General features: G+C 39.8%; 14 protein-coding genes and 1 pseudogene. 7 read left to right on the top strand and 8 right to left on the bottom strand.

The features are described 5' to 3' along the window. The first annotated feature begins 603 nt into the window (after window positions 1–603). From CSE16_RS02590 to csaB, 4 genes and pseudogenes are all read left to right on the top strand, one after another. Window positions 604–1,335, top strand: a complete 732-nt coding sequence (locus CSE16_RS02590; RefSeq protein ID WP_253896152.1) for a WecB/TagA/CpsF family glycosyltransferase — start codon at window positions 604–606, stop codon at window positions 1,333–1,335. Between the two features lie 5 nt (window positions 1,336–1,340). Continuing rightward, window positions 1,341–2,891: pseudogene (locus tag CSE16_RS02585) on the top strand (oligosaccharide flippase family protein); the annotation flags it as partial. Between the two features lie 30 nt (window positions 2,892–2,921). Then, window positions 2,922–4,838, top strand: coding sequence for a DUF5693 family protein (locus CSE16_RS02580; protein ID WP_099425732.1), 1,917 nt, complete (start codon window positions 2,922–2,924; stop codon window positions 4,836–4,838). Continuing rightward, on the top strand, window positions 4,838–5,914 hold the full coding sequence (gene csaB / locus CSE16_RS02575) for a polysaccharide pyruvyl transferase CsaB (protein ID WP_099422428.1): 1,077 nt from the start codon (window positions 4,838–4,840) through the stop codon (window positions 5,912–5,914). Before CSE16_RS02580 ends, csaB begins: the two co-directional genes overlap by 1 nt. Window positions 5,915–5,996: 82 nt before the next feature. Here csaB and CSE16_RS02570 read toward each other — a convergent pair whose 3' ends face one another. Next, window positions 5,997–6,476 carry an IDEAL domain-containing protein gene (locus CSE16_RS02570; RefSeq protein WP_099422427.1) on the bottom strand — a complete coding sequence of 160 codons (480 nt, stop codon included), beginning with the start codon at window positions 6,474–6,476 and terminating at the stop codon, window positions 5,997–5,999. Between the two features lie 491 nt (window positions 6,477–6,967). On the opposite strand from CSE16_RS02570, the gene CSE16_RS02565 reads away from it, so the two are divergent. Together CSE16_RS02565 and CSE16_RS02560 are read left to right on the top strand one after the other, a co-directional pair. After that, window positions 6,968–8,542: a hypothetical protein gene (locus CSE16_RS02565; protein ID WP_099422426.1), complete on the top strand. Its 1,575-nt coding sequence runs from the start codon at window positions 6,968–6,970 to the stop codon at window positions 8,540–8,542. A 200-nt stretch (window positions 8,543–8,742) separates the two neighbouring features. After that, the gene (locus CSE16_RS02560) at window positions 8,743–11,496 is read left to right on the top strand and encodes a DEAD/DEAH box helicase (protein ID WP_099422425.1); all 2,754 of its coding nucleotides are present in this window, start codon (window positions 8,743–8,745) and stop codon (window positions 11,494–11,496) included. A gap of 482 nt (window positions 11,497–11,978) precedes the next feature. Here CSE16_RS02560 and CSE16_RS02555 read toward each other — a convergent pair whose 3' ends face one another. Then, a complete protein-coding gene (locus CSE16_RS02555) occupies window positions 11,979–12,413 on the bottom strand; it encodes a single-stranded DNA-binding protein (RefSeq protein WP_099422424.1) in 435 nt (144 codons plus the stop codon). Window positions 12,414–12,669: 256 nt separating this feature from the next. Here CSE16_RS02555 and CSE16_RS02550 point away from each other — a divergent pair, with 256 nt between their 5' ends. Further along, entirely contained in the window at window positions 12,670–13,137 is a 468-nt protein-coding gene (locus CSE16_RS02550; protein WP_099422423.1) for a YwpF family protein, read from the top strand. A gap of 94 nt (window positions 13,138–13,231) precedes the next feature. Here the strand turns inward: CSE16_RS02550 and CSE16_RS02545 are convergent, their stop codons facing one another. The 6 genes from CSE16_RS02545 to CSE16_RS02520 all read right to left on the bottom strand — a co-directional run bounded on the left by CSE16_RS02545 (window position 13,232) and on the right by CSE16_RS02520 (window position 17,355). Continuing rightward, complete coding sequence (locus CSE16_RS02545; RefSeq protein WP_099422422.1) at window positions 13,232–13,579, bottom strand: hypothetical protein; 348 nt, start codon at window positions 13,577–13,579, stop codon at window positions 13,232–13,234. Between the two features lie 101 nt (window positions 13,580–13,680). After that, entirely contained in the window at window positions 13,681–14,064 is a 384-nt protein-coding gene (locus CSE16_RS02540; RefSeq protein ID WP_099422421.1) for a hypothetical protein, read from the bottom strand. Window positions 14,065–14,426: 362 nt separating this feature from the next. Next, window positions 14,427–14,864 carry a 3-hydroxyacyl-ACP dehydratase FabZ gene (gene fabZ / locus CSE16_RS02535; protein WP_099422420.1) on the bottom strand — a complete coding sequence of 146 codons (438 nt, stop codon included), beginning with the start codon at window positions 14,862–14,864 and terminating at the stop codon, window positions 14,427–14,429. A 146-nt stretch (window positions 14,865–15,010) separates the two neighbouring features. Next, window positions 15,011–15,298, bottom strand: a complete 288-nt coding sequence (locus CSE16_RS02530; protein WP_099422419.1) for a DNA-directed RNA polymerase subunit beta — start codon at window positions 15,296–15,298, stop codon at window positions 15,011–15,013. A gap of 215 nt (window positions 15,299–15,513) precedes the next feature. Further along, on the bottom strand, window positions 15,514–16,353 hold the full coding sequence (locus CSE16_RS02525) for a flagellar hook-basal body protein (protein ID WP_099422418.1): 840 nt from the start codon (window positions 16,351–16,353) through the stop codon (window positions 15,514–15,516). A gap of 162 nt (window positions 16,354–16,515) precedes the next feature. Then, window positions 16,516–17,355, bottom strand: a complete 840-nt coding sequence (locus tag CSE16_RS02520; RefSeq protein WP_099422417.1) for a flagellar hook-basal body protein — start codon at window positions 17,353–17,355, stop codon at window positions 16,516–16,518. Window positions 17,356–17,372 lie beyond the last annotated feature (17 nt).

The raw sequence follows: 17,372 nt of genomic DNA, 5'->3' as shown, positions 1-17,372 counted from the left end.
ACTGACACCTCAAAAGACAATGATGTGCCTATAATTACTTTTCCTAGTAAGTTACCTCTTCGTATTATTTTGATTAAAAAGCACGCTTGAAAGAGCATCTACCTATTAATAGGCTTTATCGTCGGGATATGTTTTTTTTATATACGCGCCCGACATCTAAATCTTGTCTAAATTGTGACAATTGAAAAAACCGGTTATTTTAAAAATAAATGGTGCTTTTTTTGTCATGAATTAATATCTTTCATTATCCTTTTATGTATAAACATACCATTCGTATTGTTCGCAGTTGCTTTTAATCCCCTTTTGATAAAAAATACACTTTCCCCCCTTTTCCATAAATACAAACGAACTTTTTCCTCATCCATACGTCAAAACGTTTACTATATGCCTGTAGATTCCAATTGAAATTAACTTTCAAGAATACTTTTGTGGTATGATAAATGGCAGTAAAACGCACTGAACTTGCTTCAGATGAAACAAGTTCATGCCTCTGGCGGATGTCACAGATTTTTAAGAGGGGCTTTTCGAGCATGCTCGAAAAAATCTCGACGCTATTACTCCGAGGCGTAATTGATATTAAATAGAAAGGTTGTCATAACAATTATGAAACATGTAAAGATTATGGGAGTTCCCTTCTTACATATAGATCAGCAAAACTTTATTAAGCTATTAGCAGGTCGTATTGAACAAAAAGAAAAAACATTCGTTATTACCGCAAACCCTGAAATTGTCATGCGTGCAAATGAAGATCCGAAATTAAAAAACTATATCGATCAAGCGACGTATATTTGTGCAGATGGAATCGGTGTCGTCAAAGCCGCGAAAATTTTAGGTGAGGATCTGCCAGGACGTGTCACAGGGTATGACACAATGTTAGGGCTTTTGAATATTGGTCAAGAAAAGCGATTTAAAGTGTACTTATTAGGTGCACAAAAAGAAACGCTCGAAAAAACGGTAGCAAATATTGAAGCACAGTATCCGAATGTGGAAATTGTCGGGCATCATGATGGCTTCTTTGATTGGGAGAACAATACGATTGCTGATGAGGCCGCCGCGCTTCAACCGGATTTAATTTTTGTCGCGCTCGGTGTACCGCGCCAGGAGCAGTGGATTTCTGAAAACATCGGGAAATTCTCCCACGGTGTATTCATCGGCATTGGCGGATCATTTGACGTCATCGCTGGAACGGTCAAGCGTGCACCCGTTATTTGGCAAAAGCTGAATTTAGAATGGCTTTATCGATTACTGAAACAGCCGAGCCGTTGGAAACGAATGCTCGTACTGCCACAATTCGCATTGAAAGTCTTTTCAATGAAGCGTAAAGGTCGGGTATAAATACGATGAGTCAGTCTACGTTAGTTAAAAGTACCGTCATTTTGACCATTGCTACGCTTCTTTCTAAAATATTAGGCAGTATATTCCGTGTGCCCCTGCAAAATATTGCGGGTGATGAGGTGCTTGGTATATTCAGCCTTGTGTATCCTGTTTATATGGTAGCGCTCTATTTATCAGTAGCCGGGATTCCACTGGCGATTTCCAAGCTTATTGCAGAGGCGAATGCGCGCAATACACCTCAGCAAGTGAAGAAAATATATATTACGGCAAGTATATTAGCCATTTGCTTTGGGCTTTTTAGCTTCACGTTTATTTTTAGCTTCTCTGACTTCCTTGCGCAGGCACTCGGTGGTCCATCGACGCGCTTTGCGTTAATTATTGTGGCGCTCACTTTATTAGTGGCTCCTTATATGGCTGTTTATCGTGGATTTTTCCAAGGCTATGGGGATATGCGCCCTACCGCTATTTCCCAAGTAGTCGAGCAGTTAGTTCGTGCCGTACTCATTATTGTCGCGGCCTATGTACTTGTGAAAATGGAGTATTCAACGGAAGTGATTGCCGGTGGGGTCATGATTGGCTCGGTAATCGGGGCACTGATTTCTCTCATTTACTTACGTATCAAATATCGCCGCTCTCCATTAAAAATTGTATCAACTGAAAAATATAGTGCGAACGATTTCTCAAAATGGAGTGGCACGATTTTAAAAATTTCGATTCCGATTGCGATTGGTTCGATTACGATGGCGCTGTTTAATTTTGTCGATTCCTTTACTGTTACTTACGGGTTACGAAATGTTGGAATTACTGAATCGCAGGACATCAATTATTTATACGGGCTATACGGACGTGGTGTGACGTTAGTTCAAATTACGACAGTGTTTGCGTCTTCAATTATTTTGCCGCTTGTTCCATTTATTACGACAAAGCTCGCGCAAAAAGATTTGCTTGGTACACGCGCTGTCATTGAACAGACGTACCGCATGACGCATCTGATTACATGGCCCGCTGCGATGGGCTTACTTGCACTCACATTACCATTAAATTTAGCCCTTTATACTAACTTAGAAGGTAGCTCGATGCTTGCGATTATTAATGCGAGTGCGGTATTTACTTCACTGACGTTAGTGAGTACGGGTGTGCTACAAGGGATGAATTTAGCACGTTTAGGCGCATTTATTATTGTTGGGGGTGTCTTGCTAAAAATCGTGTTAAATATTTTCTTCATCCAGCTTTACGGCTTAGATGGTGCCGCTTGGTCAACATTAGTCGTTTACCTTGTCGTATTTATCGTCAATACACTGTTCATTCTACGTGCAATACGTTTTACTGCCTTCAATATGAACACGTTAAAGATAATACTTTCTTCTATTATAATGGGGACTGTTGTTGGACTTCCTACGCTGCTCTTTGATGTAGCAAACTGGGGACGACTTTTAGCACTCGGCTATGTCTTTGTCGCAATGGCTATTGGCGGTGTCGTGTACTTCGGACTGCTATGGCTAATGGGAGCGATTCATCCAGAAGATTTACGTAAAATTCCTGTGCTCGGGAAAAAACTTAAAATACGAGAAAGAAAGAGGAAGACGATGAAACTAAAACGCACATGGCTTTGGGCGATGATTGTCCTATTGCTACTTGCTTCATCCACAGGGTTGATCAATCGTTGGAAAGCAGAAAAAAGTAATAATCACTATGAAATTATTATTCCTTATGAGGAAATTTTAACGACATCCGCTGAAAGTGACTTATCCGTTGATGAAATACTTGCCACATTAAAAGAGGCTGGATTAACAACGGTTAGTTTGAGTCCTATTACACTGAAAGATTTAGAAAACCAAAATATTATTACGATATTTAAAGAAAATAATTTAGCGGCCCAACTGCGCTTTACGCCTTATCGTGATGCGATCGATGTAACGGAGCCAGGTTATTATATTTCCGTTCCTGAAGATCCTTATTATGAGAAGTTAATTACGGACAACATCGAGGTAGAGAACGTGATGATTGGCGATGAGCCGTTCTATTTCCTTGCTCGTTCAAATGAAGATTATGATATTGATACACCGATTGGCTATGATGAGGTCGCACTTGAAGCGATTCAAGCACAGAATTTACTTCATGTATTCCGCGTGACAAACGCTCAAAGTGAAACGGTAAATAACAAAATCGTTCAGCAATTAGTTGAGATGAAATCAGATAATACATCTGGACTACTAGGTGCTGGTACTGAAGCAATTGGTTTTGGACAAGAATCACAAAGTAAAATGGTCAATCAATTAAAAGAAGCGGATTATTCCTTCTATACGATTGAGGGCAATACAATGATTGGTGAGCAAACGATTGCACGTAACACAAATTACGACTCGATTCGCCTACACAGCATTGATATTAACCGTGAAACGACATTAACTTTGCAAAAAATGGTTGATCGTACGGTTCGCGCAGTTAAAGAGCGTAATATTAAATCGATTTTCTATCATATTAAAACAACGGAAAATCCAACAGAAAACCTAGAGCTTGCGGTTGATTATTTAACGGACGTACAAAAACGTATGCCTGCTTCTTACCAGCTTGGTGCACCTGCTACATTTGATAAAATCGACGTACCATCTTGGGCAACCGCGATGATTTTACTTGCAGGGACAATTTTTACGTATATTATGTTCGGACTGTTAAAATGCAATCCACTACAAATTTTAGCAACGACTGTCATGCTGTTTCTTGCAGTCGCTTACTTCTTACTGGATCGCCTGCTATTCATTCAATCGTTTGCTTTAATTATTGCGGTATTAACACCAATATATGCGGTCGTTCATACAGCGAAAGGCTCGAGCAATTTCGGCAAAATTACCGTTCAATATTTGAAAGCCGTCGCGATTAGCGCTGTTGGTATTGCCATCGTTGTCGGATTATTAAATGGCAATGGCTTCCTGACAGGATTCGAGCAATTCCGTGGAGTAAAACTTGTTTACATTATCCCGATTGCGGGTGTAAGCTTATTCGTTTTAATGTCGATGTATAATATTTTTGAAAATGGCTATAAAAATGCCCTCCTTACTTCAGTGAAGGTAGTCAATAAAGAAGTTCGTTACTGGCATTTACTGCTATTCGTTGTTGTTGCTGCGATTGGTTTATTCTACATTAGCCGTACAGGAAACGCAGGCTCTGTCAGCAATTTGGAATTAGTAATGCGTCAATGGTTGGAGGATGTCTTATACATTCGACCAAGAACGAAGGAATTTTTAATTGGCTTCCCGATGTTTGTTGTCGCACTTTATGCGATGAGTGTCAATCGTAAATGGGGTAGCATCTTACTTGTGCCGGGTGTTATTGGTTTCCTTTCGATCATGAATACGTTTACGCATTTACACATTCCACTTGGGGTTTCGGTATTACGTACGATATATAGTGTCGTTTTAGGTTTAATCATTGGATTTGTATTCATCTTCATCTTTAAGTTGCTTCTTAAGGCAGCTAAAAAAGCGATAGCGAGGTGGTCATAGTGCATATTGTACTTTCTGGTTACTACGGCTTTGATAATGTCGGGGATGAGGCGATTTTATTTTCAATCGTTCATGCCCTTCGCAAATGGCAACCAGATGTTGACATTACCGTACTTTCGAATAACCCGGTAAGCACCGCCAAAACATATGGAGTCAACACAGTCAACCGTTGGAAATTAAAAGAGATTTCTCAAGTACTCAAGCAAGCAGATGGACTCATTAGCGGTGGTGGAAGTTTAATGCAGGATCAAACGGGGATGAAGTCAATCCCCTACTACTGTGGCATTATACGCATTGCAAAATTCCACAAAAAACCGGTATTCGTTTATGCGCAAGGGATGGGTCCAATTAATCAAAAAATTAGTCAGCTTCTTGTAAAAAATACATTTAAAAAAGTAGAACAAATTACGGTTCGTGATGAAGCATCGAAACAGCTTTTAGCAGATATTGGTGTAGAAAATTCGGTGTCGATTGTACCAGACCCTGTTATGGGACTTGATGCAAAGGCGTTTCGCAGTGACTGGCTGGCGCAACAAACTTTTGACAATGGCTATATTACGGTAAGTGTACGTGATTGGCCATCTGCTGTTCAGTTCAAGCGAAAAATTGCTGATAGCTTAGATTTGCTTGCACGTGACGGAAAAACGATTGTATTTATCCCGATGCATGGGGAGCATGATGAGAAATCATCCAATGCCCTTGCCGCGCTTATGCAGGAAAAATCCATTGTCGCACCTGGCAATGTTTCCATTGAAGAAAAAATTCACATTATCGGGCAATCTGATTTATTAATCGGTATGCGCCTACATTCGTTAATTTTTTCAGCCATTCAAGCAACACCTTTTATCGCTCTTTCTTATGATCCGAAAATCGATGCGTTTGCTGAAATTGCCAAACAACCGGTTATCGGCCATGTTGAAAAGGATGATTGGGACGGTACGCAGCTATTCGAGCGTGCGGTTGACATGCTCGCGAATCGCCCAGCACTTGAACAAGCATTACGCGAGCAAGTACAAACACTCCAAGCAGAGGCCAATGCTACTGCAAAATTAGCGTTAGAAACATTTTCTAAGTAATATAAGGTCCATAGAAGGACACAAAAATAGTAGCCCAAACAGTTCGCTGTTTTCGGCTACTATTTTTTATTATATGTGGTATTCACGATGCGAAGCCTTCACCTAATTTTTGCTTCTCCATCATTAAGTGATAAAATAAATCTTCATCCCGAACTGCAAGCGCATCATCAATCAATCTTGCTAAATTTTCCTCTTCAAGCGCTCGAACAATGCTTTCTACCTCTTCATTGAATTCGGCTTTTACAATAGTCGTAGCAGGCTGTACTGAATCAGAAGCATTATCTAAGATCGGCATTAAATGCTCATGGACATTAGATACTAACAGCAGCTGATATAACGGAAGACGTATAAATCGATTGCCGCGCTGGAATACAAACACATCCGATAAATTTTCGATTTGCATTGTATTTAAATCAACGACCATTTCCTTCCCCTCAATGGGAATGAAGTGAAAAATCTCTTCGTCCTTTGTAATCGAAAAGTATTGATAGGCAAATACTAAACGTAATTTTGTACCTGCTACCTTCGTATAAAACGGCTTCATAAATTGAACATGAATCATAAACTATCCCTCCTAACGATTAGAAAGACATATCCCGGTTAGACTACTTGAAGATGATGTCCTTACATATGTTGTTTCCCAATACAAAAGCCCTGATTTTTGTAGGTTGTTATTTGCTTTTTTATTCATTTTCTTTACTTAATGATAGTTTCCCCATAATTTAAATATTTCAAACTTCCAATTTTGGGTATTTCACGGGTTTCACAAATTTTAAAGAAAGTTCATTTCTCAACGTCTTCGTTTACGCTTCGTTTCGTTTCGTATTATAATAGAAGAAGTGATTTTTTTTAACTTGCTTCAGCAGAAGTCTCTCACATCTATAAATGGGGGATAAATGTCAAATATGCATTGAATTCAGTGAGGTCAAACCCCGGCTGAATCAAGTTAAAGCCCCCGGCAGATGTCACAGATTTTTTAGAGGTGCTTTTCAAGCATGCTCGAAAAAATCTGGACCCAATTATGCCGAGGCATAATTGATTAGGAGTGATGAAATGGGTTTATCCATTGCTGAAGTAGCCCGAGATCATAGGGATTATATAACCGAAACATTGCAATTTTACGAACAACATTTGCATCCTTCGTCGAATGAGGATGAGGAGCTTGTAAGGCGGGCAGTCTTTTCTGTCCGCAATAAAGCGATTATATTTGAACGTTTTATTCCATTTAGTGAAACGCTGTATAGTGTCGTTCAGGATGTGCGCCCAGCTGAGGTCATGATCGATTTTCGGCGTCAGCAGCTTACGTGTAGCTGTCCGCAAAAAGCTAGTTGTCGTCACCAGCTCGGCGTTATTTTGGCTCTTTCGCAATATTTTATTTCCGTACAAGACTGGGCAGGTCAATGGCGGGCTAAAAAGAATGTTCAACTCGACACATTAGCTACTATGCGCAGTCCAGAAAGCTGGCAGCGTATGGTAGATGAAGTACTGCTTCACGTTTTAGATCATTCGCGACACATTGATCCTATTTTAATTCCTTCACTTTTTGAAAATGCACGAATGAAGTTACGTCGTCATCGTCCATTTGAACGGGAATGGCAGCCCCTATTTGATTTATTTATTGAGGTGACCATGCTTAAGCGCTTATGGGAGCATTTAATTCATACGAATTCGCCGATGCAATCTGACTATTTCCTTTACTATTTGGATAAGGTATTCGGGCTTATTGACAGTGCCGTTTCAGATATTCAAGCAGCTCGCCGATTGTTTGCGACCGAGTCATTTTTTGATGCGATTCAACATCAGATTCGTGCCATCGTTCTTTTGGAAAGAGGTGCGCCACATCGTCGTTTAGCTTTATACTTAAGCCTATGGGAAAATTTATTTACTGAGAAGAAGGAAATCCAAAAAGAATTGCATTTGCTAGAAAGTTTGCCCAGTGGGACATCTGATATCGACTTAATGGCTTTAAGAAGTACTTTTTACATTTTACAGTCAGACGATGTTCAATTGCAGCAGTCTGTACAATTAATTGATCCAGCAAATCTTGAAACCTTTATTGCCATTGCTCATTTCGCGCTAAAGAAGGAGCGACAGCAAGGGGCTGAGCTAATTCTAAAGGCTGCCCTTCCCTATTTAAAGGAGTATATACATCAACGTCTAACGCCAATGCGTCGTCAGCAATTTACAAAATTGCTTGATTTATTATATTCACAAATCCATTTACATGAGCGGGAAGAATTCACTTTATTTTCTGCGTACGGTAAATATGGGGTTCAAGCCTTTTCTACTTACTTGCTTACACAGCAGCGCTATCAGGATTGGGTTGCCCTACATCAGCTTTATCCGTCATCAATCCCTTACTTGGATAGCTGTGGACTAAAGGATGTTGTTGCGAATGATCCCGCTGCGACTTTACCGCTTTATCATTATTATGCGATGGGTGAAATTCAGCAAAAGTCGCGCCTAAATTACAAGCAAGCCGTGCGCATTTGGCGTGCAATGAAATCCGCTTCTAAAAAAGCGGGAAAACTCGACTTTTTTGAATCGTATATGCAAGAAATCCAACAACAATACAAACGATTGCGTGCATTACAAGAAGAAATTGATAAAAGCAATCTAATCGTTTAACTTGCTCCCGTAGAAGTCTCCTACTTTTATAAGTGGGGGATGAATGCCAAGTATGACCTTATTTCAATTGGGGTTCAAAAACCGGATGAATAGGTGAACTCAGGCGAGCAAGCTCGAAAAAATCTGGACGCAATTACGCCGAGGCGTAATTGATATTAACGAGTAATCGGAGGTGAAAATGCGTTTTTACGCAGCATATTATGTCATTTTTATTTAATACGAAATCGCCGTTTTTAAAGGTGTTCCGCTTCAAAATTTCGCAAGTACGTCCAGGCTATTATTCGGTTACTGCCTATAATGAAGCCGATTTAATATTGCCGACTGCCAATTGGGTGCAGACGTTATATTTCAATTATGAATCTCAATTTTATGGTATCGGAACTTCACTTAAAGAGCGTGATTTACTCCTCACTGCTGCTGAATTACTCGATATTTTTTCACCTGAATATAAGCATCCATTCATTGATGTGGAAGCAGCGGATATGGAAACGACTACAGTCTTCCAAAGCCTCCGTGATACGTTACCACTTTGGAGTTCCACATCATTATGGGAACAAGCGGAAGTCACAGAGGACGGATTTATTTTTTCAAACGAACTGATTCAAAATGCCGTGGAACAAAAGCTTGCTGCTACGGGGATGACAAAGGCGGATGCGGTGTCGCTCATTCCTTTCTTTCAAAATGGTGGCTGGCCTATTCAAAGCACGCGTTCACTGGATGGTGTGAAAATATCGCTCCGCTTAAGTGAACCCGAAGAAAATGCGGAAAACTGGTTGCTTGAAACAATCTTAACTGGTGCGGGGTCTGCCAAGCATTGGACGCCTGCTGTACGGAAGCTTACATCACCTATTTCACTGACACTCCCTAAAAAATGGCTTCACCTTGCACCACAGATTGAAGAAATGCAGCAACAAATAATCGAATTAATTCAATTAAATGCTCCGGACTCAAATTTTATTCATTTAGAGCTTTCAGATATAGAGGTGCGCGATTTTTTACGTAAAGATTTAGCGAAATTACAGGCAATGGGCTTTGATGTCATTTTACCTGCTTGGCTAAAGGAGCTCAAACAATCCAAAATGCGAGTACGTGTCAACGCCAACAATCAGTCCTCTCGTTCTGTTGCTGGACTGGACGATATTTTAACATTCAAATGGCAATTTTCAATGAACGGCGAAGATATTTCCGCTGAGCAATTCCGTAAGCTTGTGGAAGAAAAGCGCGAATTTGTACGCATTGGAACGGAATGGTTCCGAATGGATGCTGAATGGCTAAATGAAATGCGCATGTTGATGGAACAGGCTGATGAAGAAAACTGGACAGTGCGTGATTTATTATTTCGTGAGCTTCCTGAAACGCTTTCTGCCCCACTTGAAGAAGATGACTTGGATGATGCAGAGCGCGATGATCCAATATTTGCGTTTGAGATGCAGCAGTCGCTCCAGCAATATATCGGGCAGCTTCAAAATAAAAAGGGTCTCCCAGTGATACCCGTGCCAACGATGCTCCATGCTGATTTACGTCCTTATCAGAAAGAAGGCTTTGAGTGGCTCGCTTTCATGCGTGATCAGCAATTCGGAGCTTGCCTTGCCGATGATATGGGGCTCGGGAAAACGATTCAATTGATTACGTATTTGCTGTATACCATTGATACATTACAAGAGGATAAGCCATCGATAATCATTTGTCCCACTTCTGTATTAGGAAATTGGCAAAAGGAAATTGCACGATTTGCACCTGACGTGAAGGTTCACACTCACTATGGCAATCGCCGTTTAAAGGGTGATGAGTTAACAAGCTATTTAGCTGACGAGAAACCGCATATTATCCTTTCCACTTATGGAACAGCTACACAAGATGCGGAAGATTTGCAAGCCATTGATTGGTCTACTGTCGTGTTAGATGAGGCGCAAAATATTAAAAATATGCAAACGATGCAATCTCGAGCGATTCGAAAGCTCCAAGGTATTCACCATATTGCCCTAACAGGAACGCCTGTGGAAAATCGTTTATCCGAGCTTTGGGCTATTTTTGACTTTATTCATAAAGGCTATTTAGGTAGCTTCGGCAAATTTTCTGATCAATTTATTTTACCGATTGAACGCGATGAATCCGACTCACATAAGCGTGTGCTGCGCATGAAAATCCGTCCTTTCTTATTGCGTCGCACAAAGCGTGATCCTGAGTTGATGCTCAACTTACCTGAGAAGCAGGAAACACAAGAGTTTTGTGCATTAACAAGTGAGCAAGCTGCATTATATGAGGGTTATATTCAAGATACGCTTGCACAGCTTGAACAAATGACTGGTTTTGAGAAAAAGGGGCGTATCTTAAAAATGCTCAACAAGTTAAAACAGTTATGTAATCATCCTTCGCTATATTTAAAGGAGCCCTTTGAGGATGCAAACACGATGCTCAATCGCTCAGTTAAGCTAAAGCGCATTATAGAATTAACCGCAGAAATTGTGGATAACGGGGAGCAATGCTTAATCTTTACCCAATATATTGGGATGGGGAATTTACTGCAGCACTGTTTCGCAGAGCTTTACGATTTGGATGTTCCGTTCTTAACTGGAAGTATGCCAAAACAGCAGCGTGACCGTTTAGTCGAGGCATTTCAGGCGGGAGAATTCCCTATTTTTATCCTGTCATTAAAAGCAGGTGGTACGGGGTTAAACTTAACTGCGGCTAATCATGTATTGCATGCCGATCGTTGGTGGAATCCGGCGGTAGAAAATCAAGCGACGGACCGCGCATACCGTATCGGCCAAACAAGTTTTGTTCAAGTGCATAAATTTGTTACAATTGGTACGATAGAAGAAAAAATCGATAAAATGATCGCATTAAAATCGGCGTTGTCTGAGGAATTGATTCAGTCGAGCAAATGGCTAACCGAGCTCGATGATGGGGAATTAGTTGATTTAATGATGCTTGATACGGCAAGCTTAAAATAAGCCTATGCAATTGAAAAATAACGAGGAGAAGAGTCTACTTATACGCCATGAAGTAGACTCTTTTTCTTTTGCTTACTTCACTACTTTATTCAATTGTGTAAGATAGTTTAATTATTCTACGTAATTTATCAAATACGCCTCGGCTAACTTTTGTCCAGATTTTTTTGAGCACGCTCGAAAAGCTCCTCTTAAAAATCTGTGACATCCGCCAGAGGCTTTATCTTCGTTCAGCAAGTATTAAAACATTCACTGGAACAAATATAAACACCTGAATCACCACTTATAGCGGTGGGACTTTACTGCTGAATGAAGATTAAGTTAGTAGAACAGGAGAATGAATTTTACTACTGCGCGGTCAACAGCAGATTTTGGCAGTCACCTCTTTTGTAGTAATTTTTTAAAAGTGGGAAAGTAAAATGGCTTCATTCTATTCTTGATGGGCAGTCTATTCAATAGAATGTTGCTTACTGTTTACCATGAACTTATACCTGTCCAATAGGTAGCTGTTCTTCTTGTTCAGGTAACACAAATTCTGCTGGTATTTCTTGTGCAGCACCATGTTCGGTGTACTTCCTTTGCATTGTGTTTACTGCTTCTGGAGTTTTTAACGCATAAAATCGGACATCCTCGACAGCCACTTCTGTTGTATACATCTTTTGACTTTCCCCATTTATATACGTTCGGGAATGAAGTCTACCATTCACACCAAATAGGGAGCCTTTTCCACAATATTTAACGATACGCTCTGCTAGCCTCCCCCAAGCAACACAGCTAACGAAATCTGCATCGACGGTTCCATGGCTATTTTTAAAGTTGCGATTAATCGCTAAATTAAAGGTTGTGTACGTACGATTTTCCGATAATTGTCGAAGCACGGGATCTCTTGTTACTCTACCGACTAGTCCGACTTGATTCATCCAGTAACCTCCTTTCTTCTTTGGATGCTCTTATCGTACTTGATTCTATCTGTTTTTTGCAAAAACCCAAAAATTTGAATTACCATCATTTTCGTGATGAAATTTGATTTTCCGACAATTTTCATCGGCGTCATTTTGTAACATTTACGGATAAAATAGCGATATGTAGGCTTTTAAGGGGGCAGTTTTAAATAGACAGTTTGCCATTTTTTCTATGCTATACTGTTACTAGGAATGATGAGGGGGGAAAATTAGCTTGAAAACCTTTAAAATGCTCTCATTTGACTTATCTACTGAAGGTCAAATCAAAAAAATCCCTTTAGTTGATGGCATTATTATAAATCAAGAAAACAGTCATCAAATGTGGATACTCGAATTATTTACAACTTCTGAATATCATGATTTTTTTAATGAGCTGCTTAAGGCCGATGCGATTTTGGATGCACGTGCCATCATCTCGCAGCCTGACAATGAACCTGCGCCTTTTTCAGTTGTCGTCCATTCAATTTCCGAAATTGGCGATCAAATCTCGGTTCTCTTAAAAGGGCGGTTAAAGGCTCAACGAAAAAAATATGCAGAGTTGCTACTGTCTCAGCTTCTTGAAGGTGGTTTGCGCAATGAAGAGTTACTGGAAGCGTTTGAGCGTGGTATGCGTGAACGTCCATCACTTAAAGAACGCAATGAAAAATTAGAGCAACAGGATATAAAAAATAAGTTTTCGTAGTTTTCACATTTTTATTTCATTTTGGTAAAAAAACAATCGGCTACGTATAATTAACGTCAGCCGATTGTTTTTTTTATGTGTTAATCTGAGTCGATTATTCTGCTTTTTTGTCTTTACTATTTTCGATGATGTCATCTTGATTAACGGATGGCGCACCTGGGGCCATTGTTCCATTGTCTACTTCTGGGACAAGTGTACCATTATTTATTGTGCCTTCATCCACTCCGCCGGGTTTATTTTCTAAATTCCCGTTATTGTTGATATTTGGATCAACCGTATCCATCGTATCGTCGATTGCGTCACGCGTATCACGCATCGCGTCATTTACCCCATTTTCGACATCTTGCATCGGTGTTTCCTCGTTCAGTTTATCGTTATTCGTATTGCACCCCGCTAGTAATGCAAGCGACATTACGGAAACGAAAAGTATTGTTTTCCACATAAAAATTCCCTCCTCTCATTTGAGTAATTCATGTTGATCACAATTGTGATCGTACATAGATTGCCCGGGAAAGGAAGGTTCTATCCAACATATAATTGGTATTATTTCAATTTATCCTTTAAAAGCTGTTCAACGTATGTCGCTTCAGCTTTGCAGTCAAATGTATAATTTGTTCCCAACTTTTTTTGAAGCTTTGCAATTTCTGCTTTTTGCTTCTCTGTTGGCGCTTCATTTAAAATTTTCGACATCACTTCATCGATTTTTTTTGCAATTTCAGCATGGAATTCGTTGCTTAATAAAACTTCTTGTGGTATTTTATCAATCCAAGCCGCATTATCTTTAAAATATGTTTGCCAACTTGTCATAAAATCTTCCATTGAAAATTTATCTTCATCCCAACCAATGCTTGCTAAATATGCTTCATACGATGTCGAGATGGATCTAGTAATACTAATCTTTACACCTGAAGATAGTTGCTTATACATCTATTTTAAAACCTCCTACGTTTAAAGCTATAGTTCGCTCATTGTACTAAAATCAATTACGCCTCATCTAACTTTTGTCCGGATTCTTTTCGAGCTCGCTCGAAAATCTCCCCTTAAAAAATCTGTGACATCCGCCGGGGCAATGGGCCAACACGATGTTGGTCACTCAGGCATTGCCGCACGACGCGGGTCAACACGACGTTGATCACAAAGGCGTTGTCACAGGACGTGACGGGTTTAGCCTTTGTTCCCTTAGCCTGAGTTCCCCTATTCATTGGGGTATGAAAAATCCCCACTGATTCAATTTATAGAATATATTCAATCTATATTCTATAATCTTTACGATATAATTGCAAATCAGCTCATTTCGGCTGTTCTGGGCCAACCGCAAATAATATATCGCACTCGCATGCAAGTTCGCCATCAACTGTAGCAACGGCATGTCCTTTACCCATTTGACCACGTAGTTTAATAAATGTAACTTCTAACTTCAATTGATCACCTGGTACAACTTGACGCTTAAAACGACAATTGTCTATTCCAGTTAAAAATACAAGGCGTCCTTTATACTGTTCTGCTTGTAATAATGCAACACCGCCAACTTGTGCTAATGCTTCAACGATCAGTACGCCGGGCATAACCGGATATCCAGGGAAATGTCCTTGGAAGAATTCCTCATTCATTGAAACGTTTTTAATACCTACTGCACGTTTACCCTCTTCAATTTCAATAATTCGATCTACAAATAAAAACGGATAACGATGTGGTAAGATTGCTTGAATTTGCTCTGCGTTTAACATATAAGTACCCCCATTTGTTTGAAAATAATATGTAAAATTTAGAAAAACACCTCTTGCGCGTATATTGTGCAGGAAGATGTCTTAACATTATGTAGAAGATATGCTTTTTTAACATTTGGAGGAAAAAGCGCCTTTTCAAAAGACGCCTAGTTTTCCTTACCTTCCATAATGTCTAATAGATGCTGCCAAGTACTCCATTTTAGAGCACCCCCTGCTTCTCCATCTCCAATATAACTATATCCAATCGTGAGTCCCAATACGGCTACACCCACAAATAACGCGATTACGATAATGATGCGTAGCCAAATTGGAATAAGACGCAGCTGGACCCAGCGAATCGGTTGATCCGATTGTGGTTCTTCCGTTCTTCTACGCCTTCTCTTCCTAGGTGTAGCGTCTGGTTGCTGTGTTCGTCTTTCTAACTCATTTGTCATAAACTTTATCTCCCATCAATTACGCCTCGGCGTAATTGCGTCCAGATTTTTTTTCGAGTTTGCTCGAAAAGCGCCTCTTAAAAATCTGTGACATCCGCCAGGGGCTTTAACTTGATTCAGCCGGGGTTTGAACCCCTACTGAATTATATATTTGGTATTCATCCTATCACTTTTAGAAGTGAGAATTTTTCTCTGAAGCAAGCTAAAATTGACGATTAACGAATACCAGTAATTAGTCCAAGCATTTGATCGGCAATAGTCACTGCGCGCGTATTGAACTGATAAGAGCGTTGCGCTTGAATTAAACTCGTCATTTCTTTTGATACATCGACGTTAGACATTTCAAGTGCACCCTTTTGAATACCTACTTGACGATTTGCCCCTTGTAAATTCGTTACGATGTTTTCTTCAGTATACCCTAACTCGTCTAAATTATTTGGTAAACCGATATATGTGCCACCTTGAATTTGCTCCATTACTTGTGGCTTTTGAAGAGCAGTAATACCTAATTGGAACGTTTGTGCTTGTCCGTTTTGATAGTTTACAACTAAACTGCCGTCCGTATTCATCGTGAATTGCTTTACGTCATCTGGAAACGTAATCGGTTGTCCATTTGAATCTGCTACACTATGTCCATCACTGTTAACAAGTGACACGATTCCTGGTTCCGTTGGTGTTACGTAAAAACTACCGTTACGTGTATAGACCGTTTGTGTTGCACCATTTTCATCTTGCATCAAAATATTGAAATACTGATTTTTTCCAGTTAGTGCAAAATCTAAATCACGCTCAGTCATTTGGATTGAACCTTGTGTTTGATTGGATTGAATTTGACCAATTTGTGCACCGACGCCATAGCGAATACCAACTGGTGATTGACGTAATGTTTTATCAAACTTGTCGTTGTCGAATTGTTGATATAACATTTCCGTAAAATTCGCTTGTTGTGCTTTATAGCCATGTGTACTACTGTTGGCGATATTCGAACTAATTGTATCAAGCTGATGCTGTATTTGTGACAATGTGTTTGTCGCAGTAACCATTGTACGTAACATGCCTATTTCTCCTCTATACGATAAAATTTATTTATGAATTATGCCTCGACGTAATTGCGTTTTGGATCGGCTTTGTGATCTCACAAAGAACTCCTTTCCGATTCCTTAACATCCGCCGGGGCTTTAACTATTTTAGCGGTTGCTTAGGCAACTGCCAAATAGTTAAACTCGTCCAATTTCATTAACAGCTTTATCCATACTTTTATCGTAGGATTGTAGTACTTTTTGATTGGCCTCAAACGCTCGGTATGCTGTTAGAAGATCCGTCATTGCTTTTGAAGAATCGACATTAGATCCTTCTAAATATTGCTGCTGCATTGCAAAATTAACCCCTGCTTGTCCATAGGCAGATGGTAAATTTACATTATCCATTGTATTGTAAAGACCGTTATCACGCTTTACTAATAAATCCGGATTTGAAGAAAATGAAACACCTAATGTGCCCACTTGAACACCATTTTCATCAAAAATTGCACCTTCAGGACTAATTTGAATCGCGTCATTTGCAAATTGAAGGCGTTCTCCATTTGCATCTAACACAAAGAGCCCATTCGGATTAACTAAGTTTCCTTCTCCGTCTAACGTAAAGTTACCATTTCGCGTATATGACTCTGTGCCATTTTCATTTTCTAAACGGAAGAAAATAGCGCCTGTATTACCTGACGCTGGATCAGTTGGTAATGTTTCATTTATCAATGCGACATCTGTTGTAAGGCCTGTTGAATAAACTTGTCCTTGCGAATGATTCGCTAATGTTTCTTGTAAATAAACACCGGCATTTACCGTGCCCACTGGATCTAATCGCTTTAATGCAAAGCCTTTTTCTGTTGGAATTGTTGTAGAATTCACAGCGGACATGAGCATATCCGGAAACGAACGAATCGTCGACTGATCAGATTTAAAGCCTGGTGTATTAGCATTTGCCATATTATTTGTTAAAATTTCTGTTTTACGTTGTTGAGCAATCATACCTGTTGCAACTGTATAAAATCCTTTAAACATTACATTCACCTCAAAAT

It is taken from the genome of Solibacillus sp. R5-41 (genome assembly GCF_002736105.1).
Lineage (GTDB): Bacteria > Bacillota > Bacilli > Bacillales_A > Planococcaceae > Solibacillus.
Note: the sequence above shows the minus strand (reverse complement) of the source record. Positions and strands in the feature narration are given on the sequence as shown.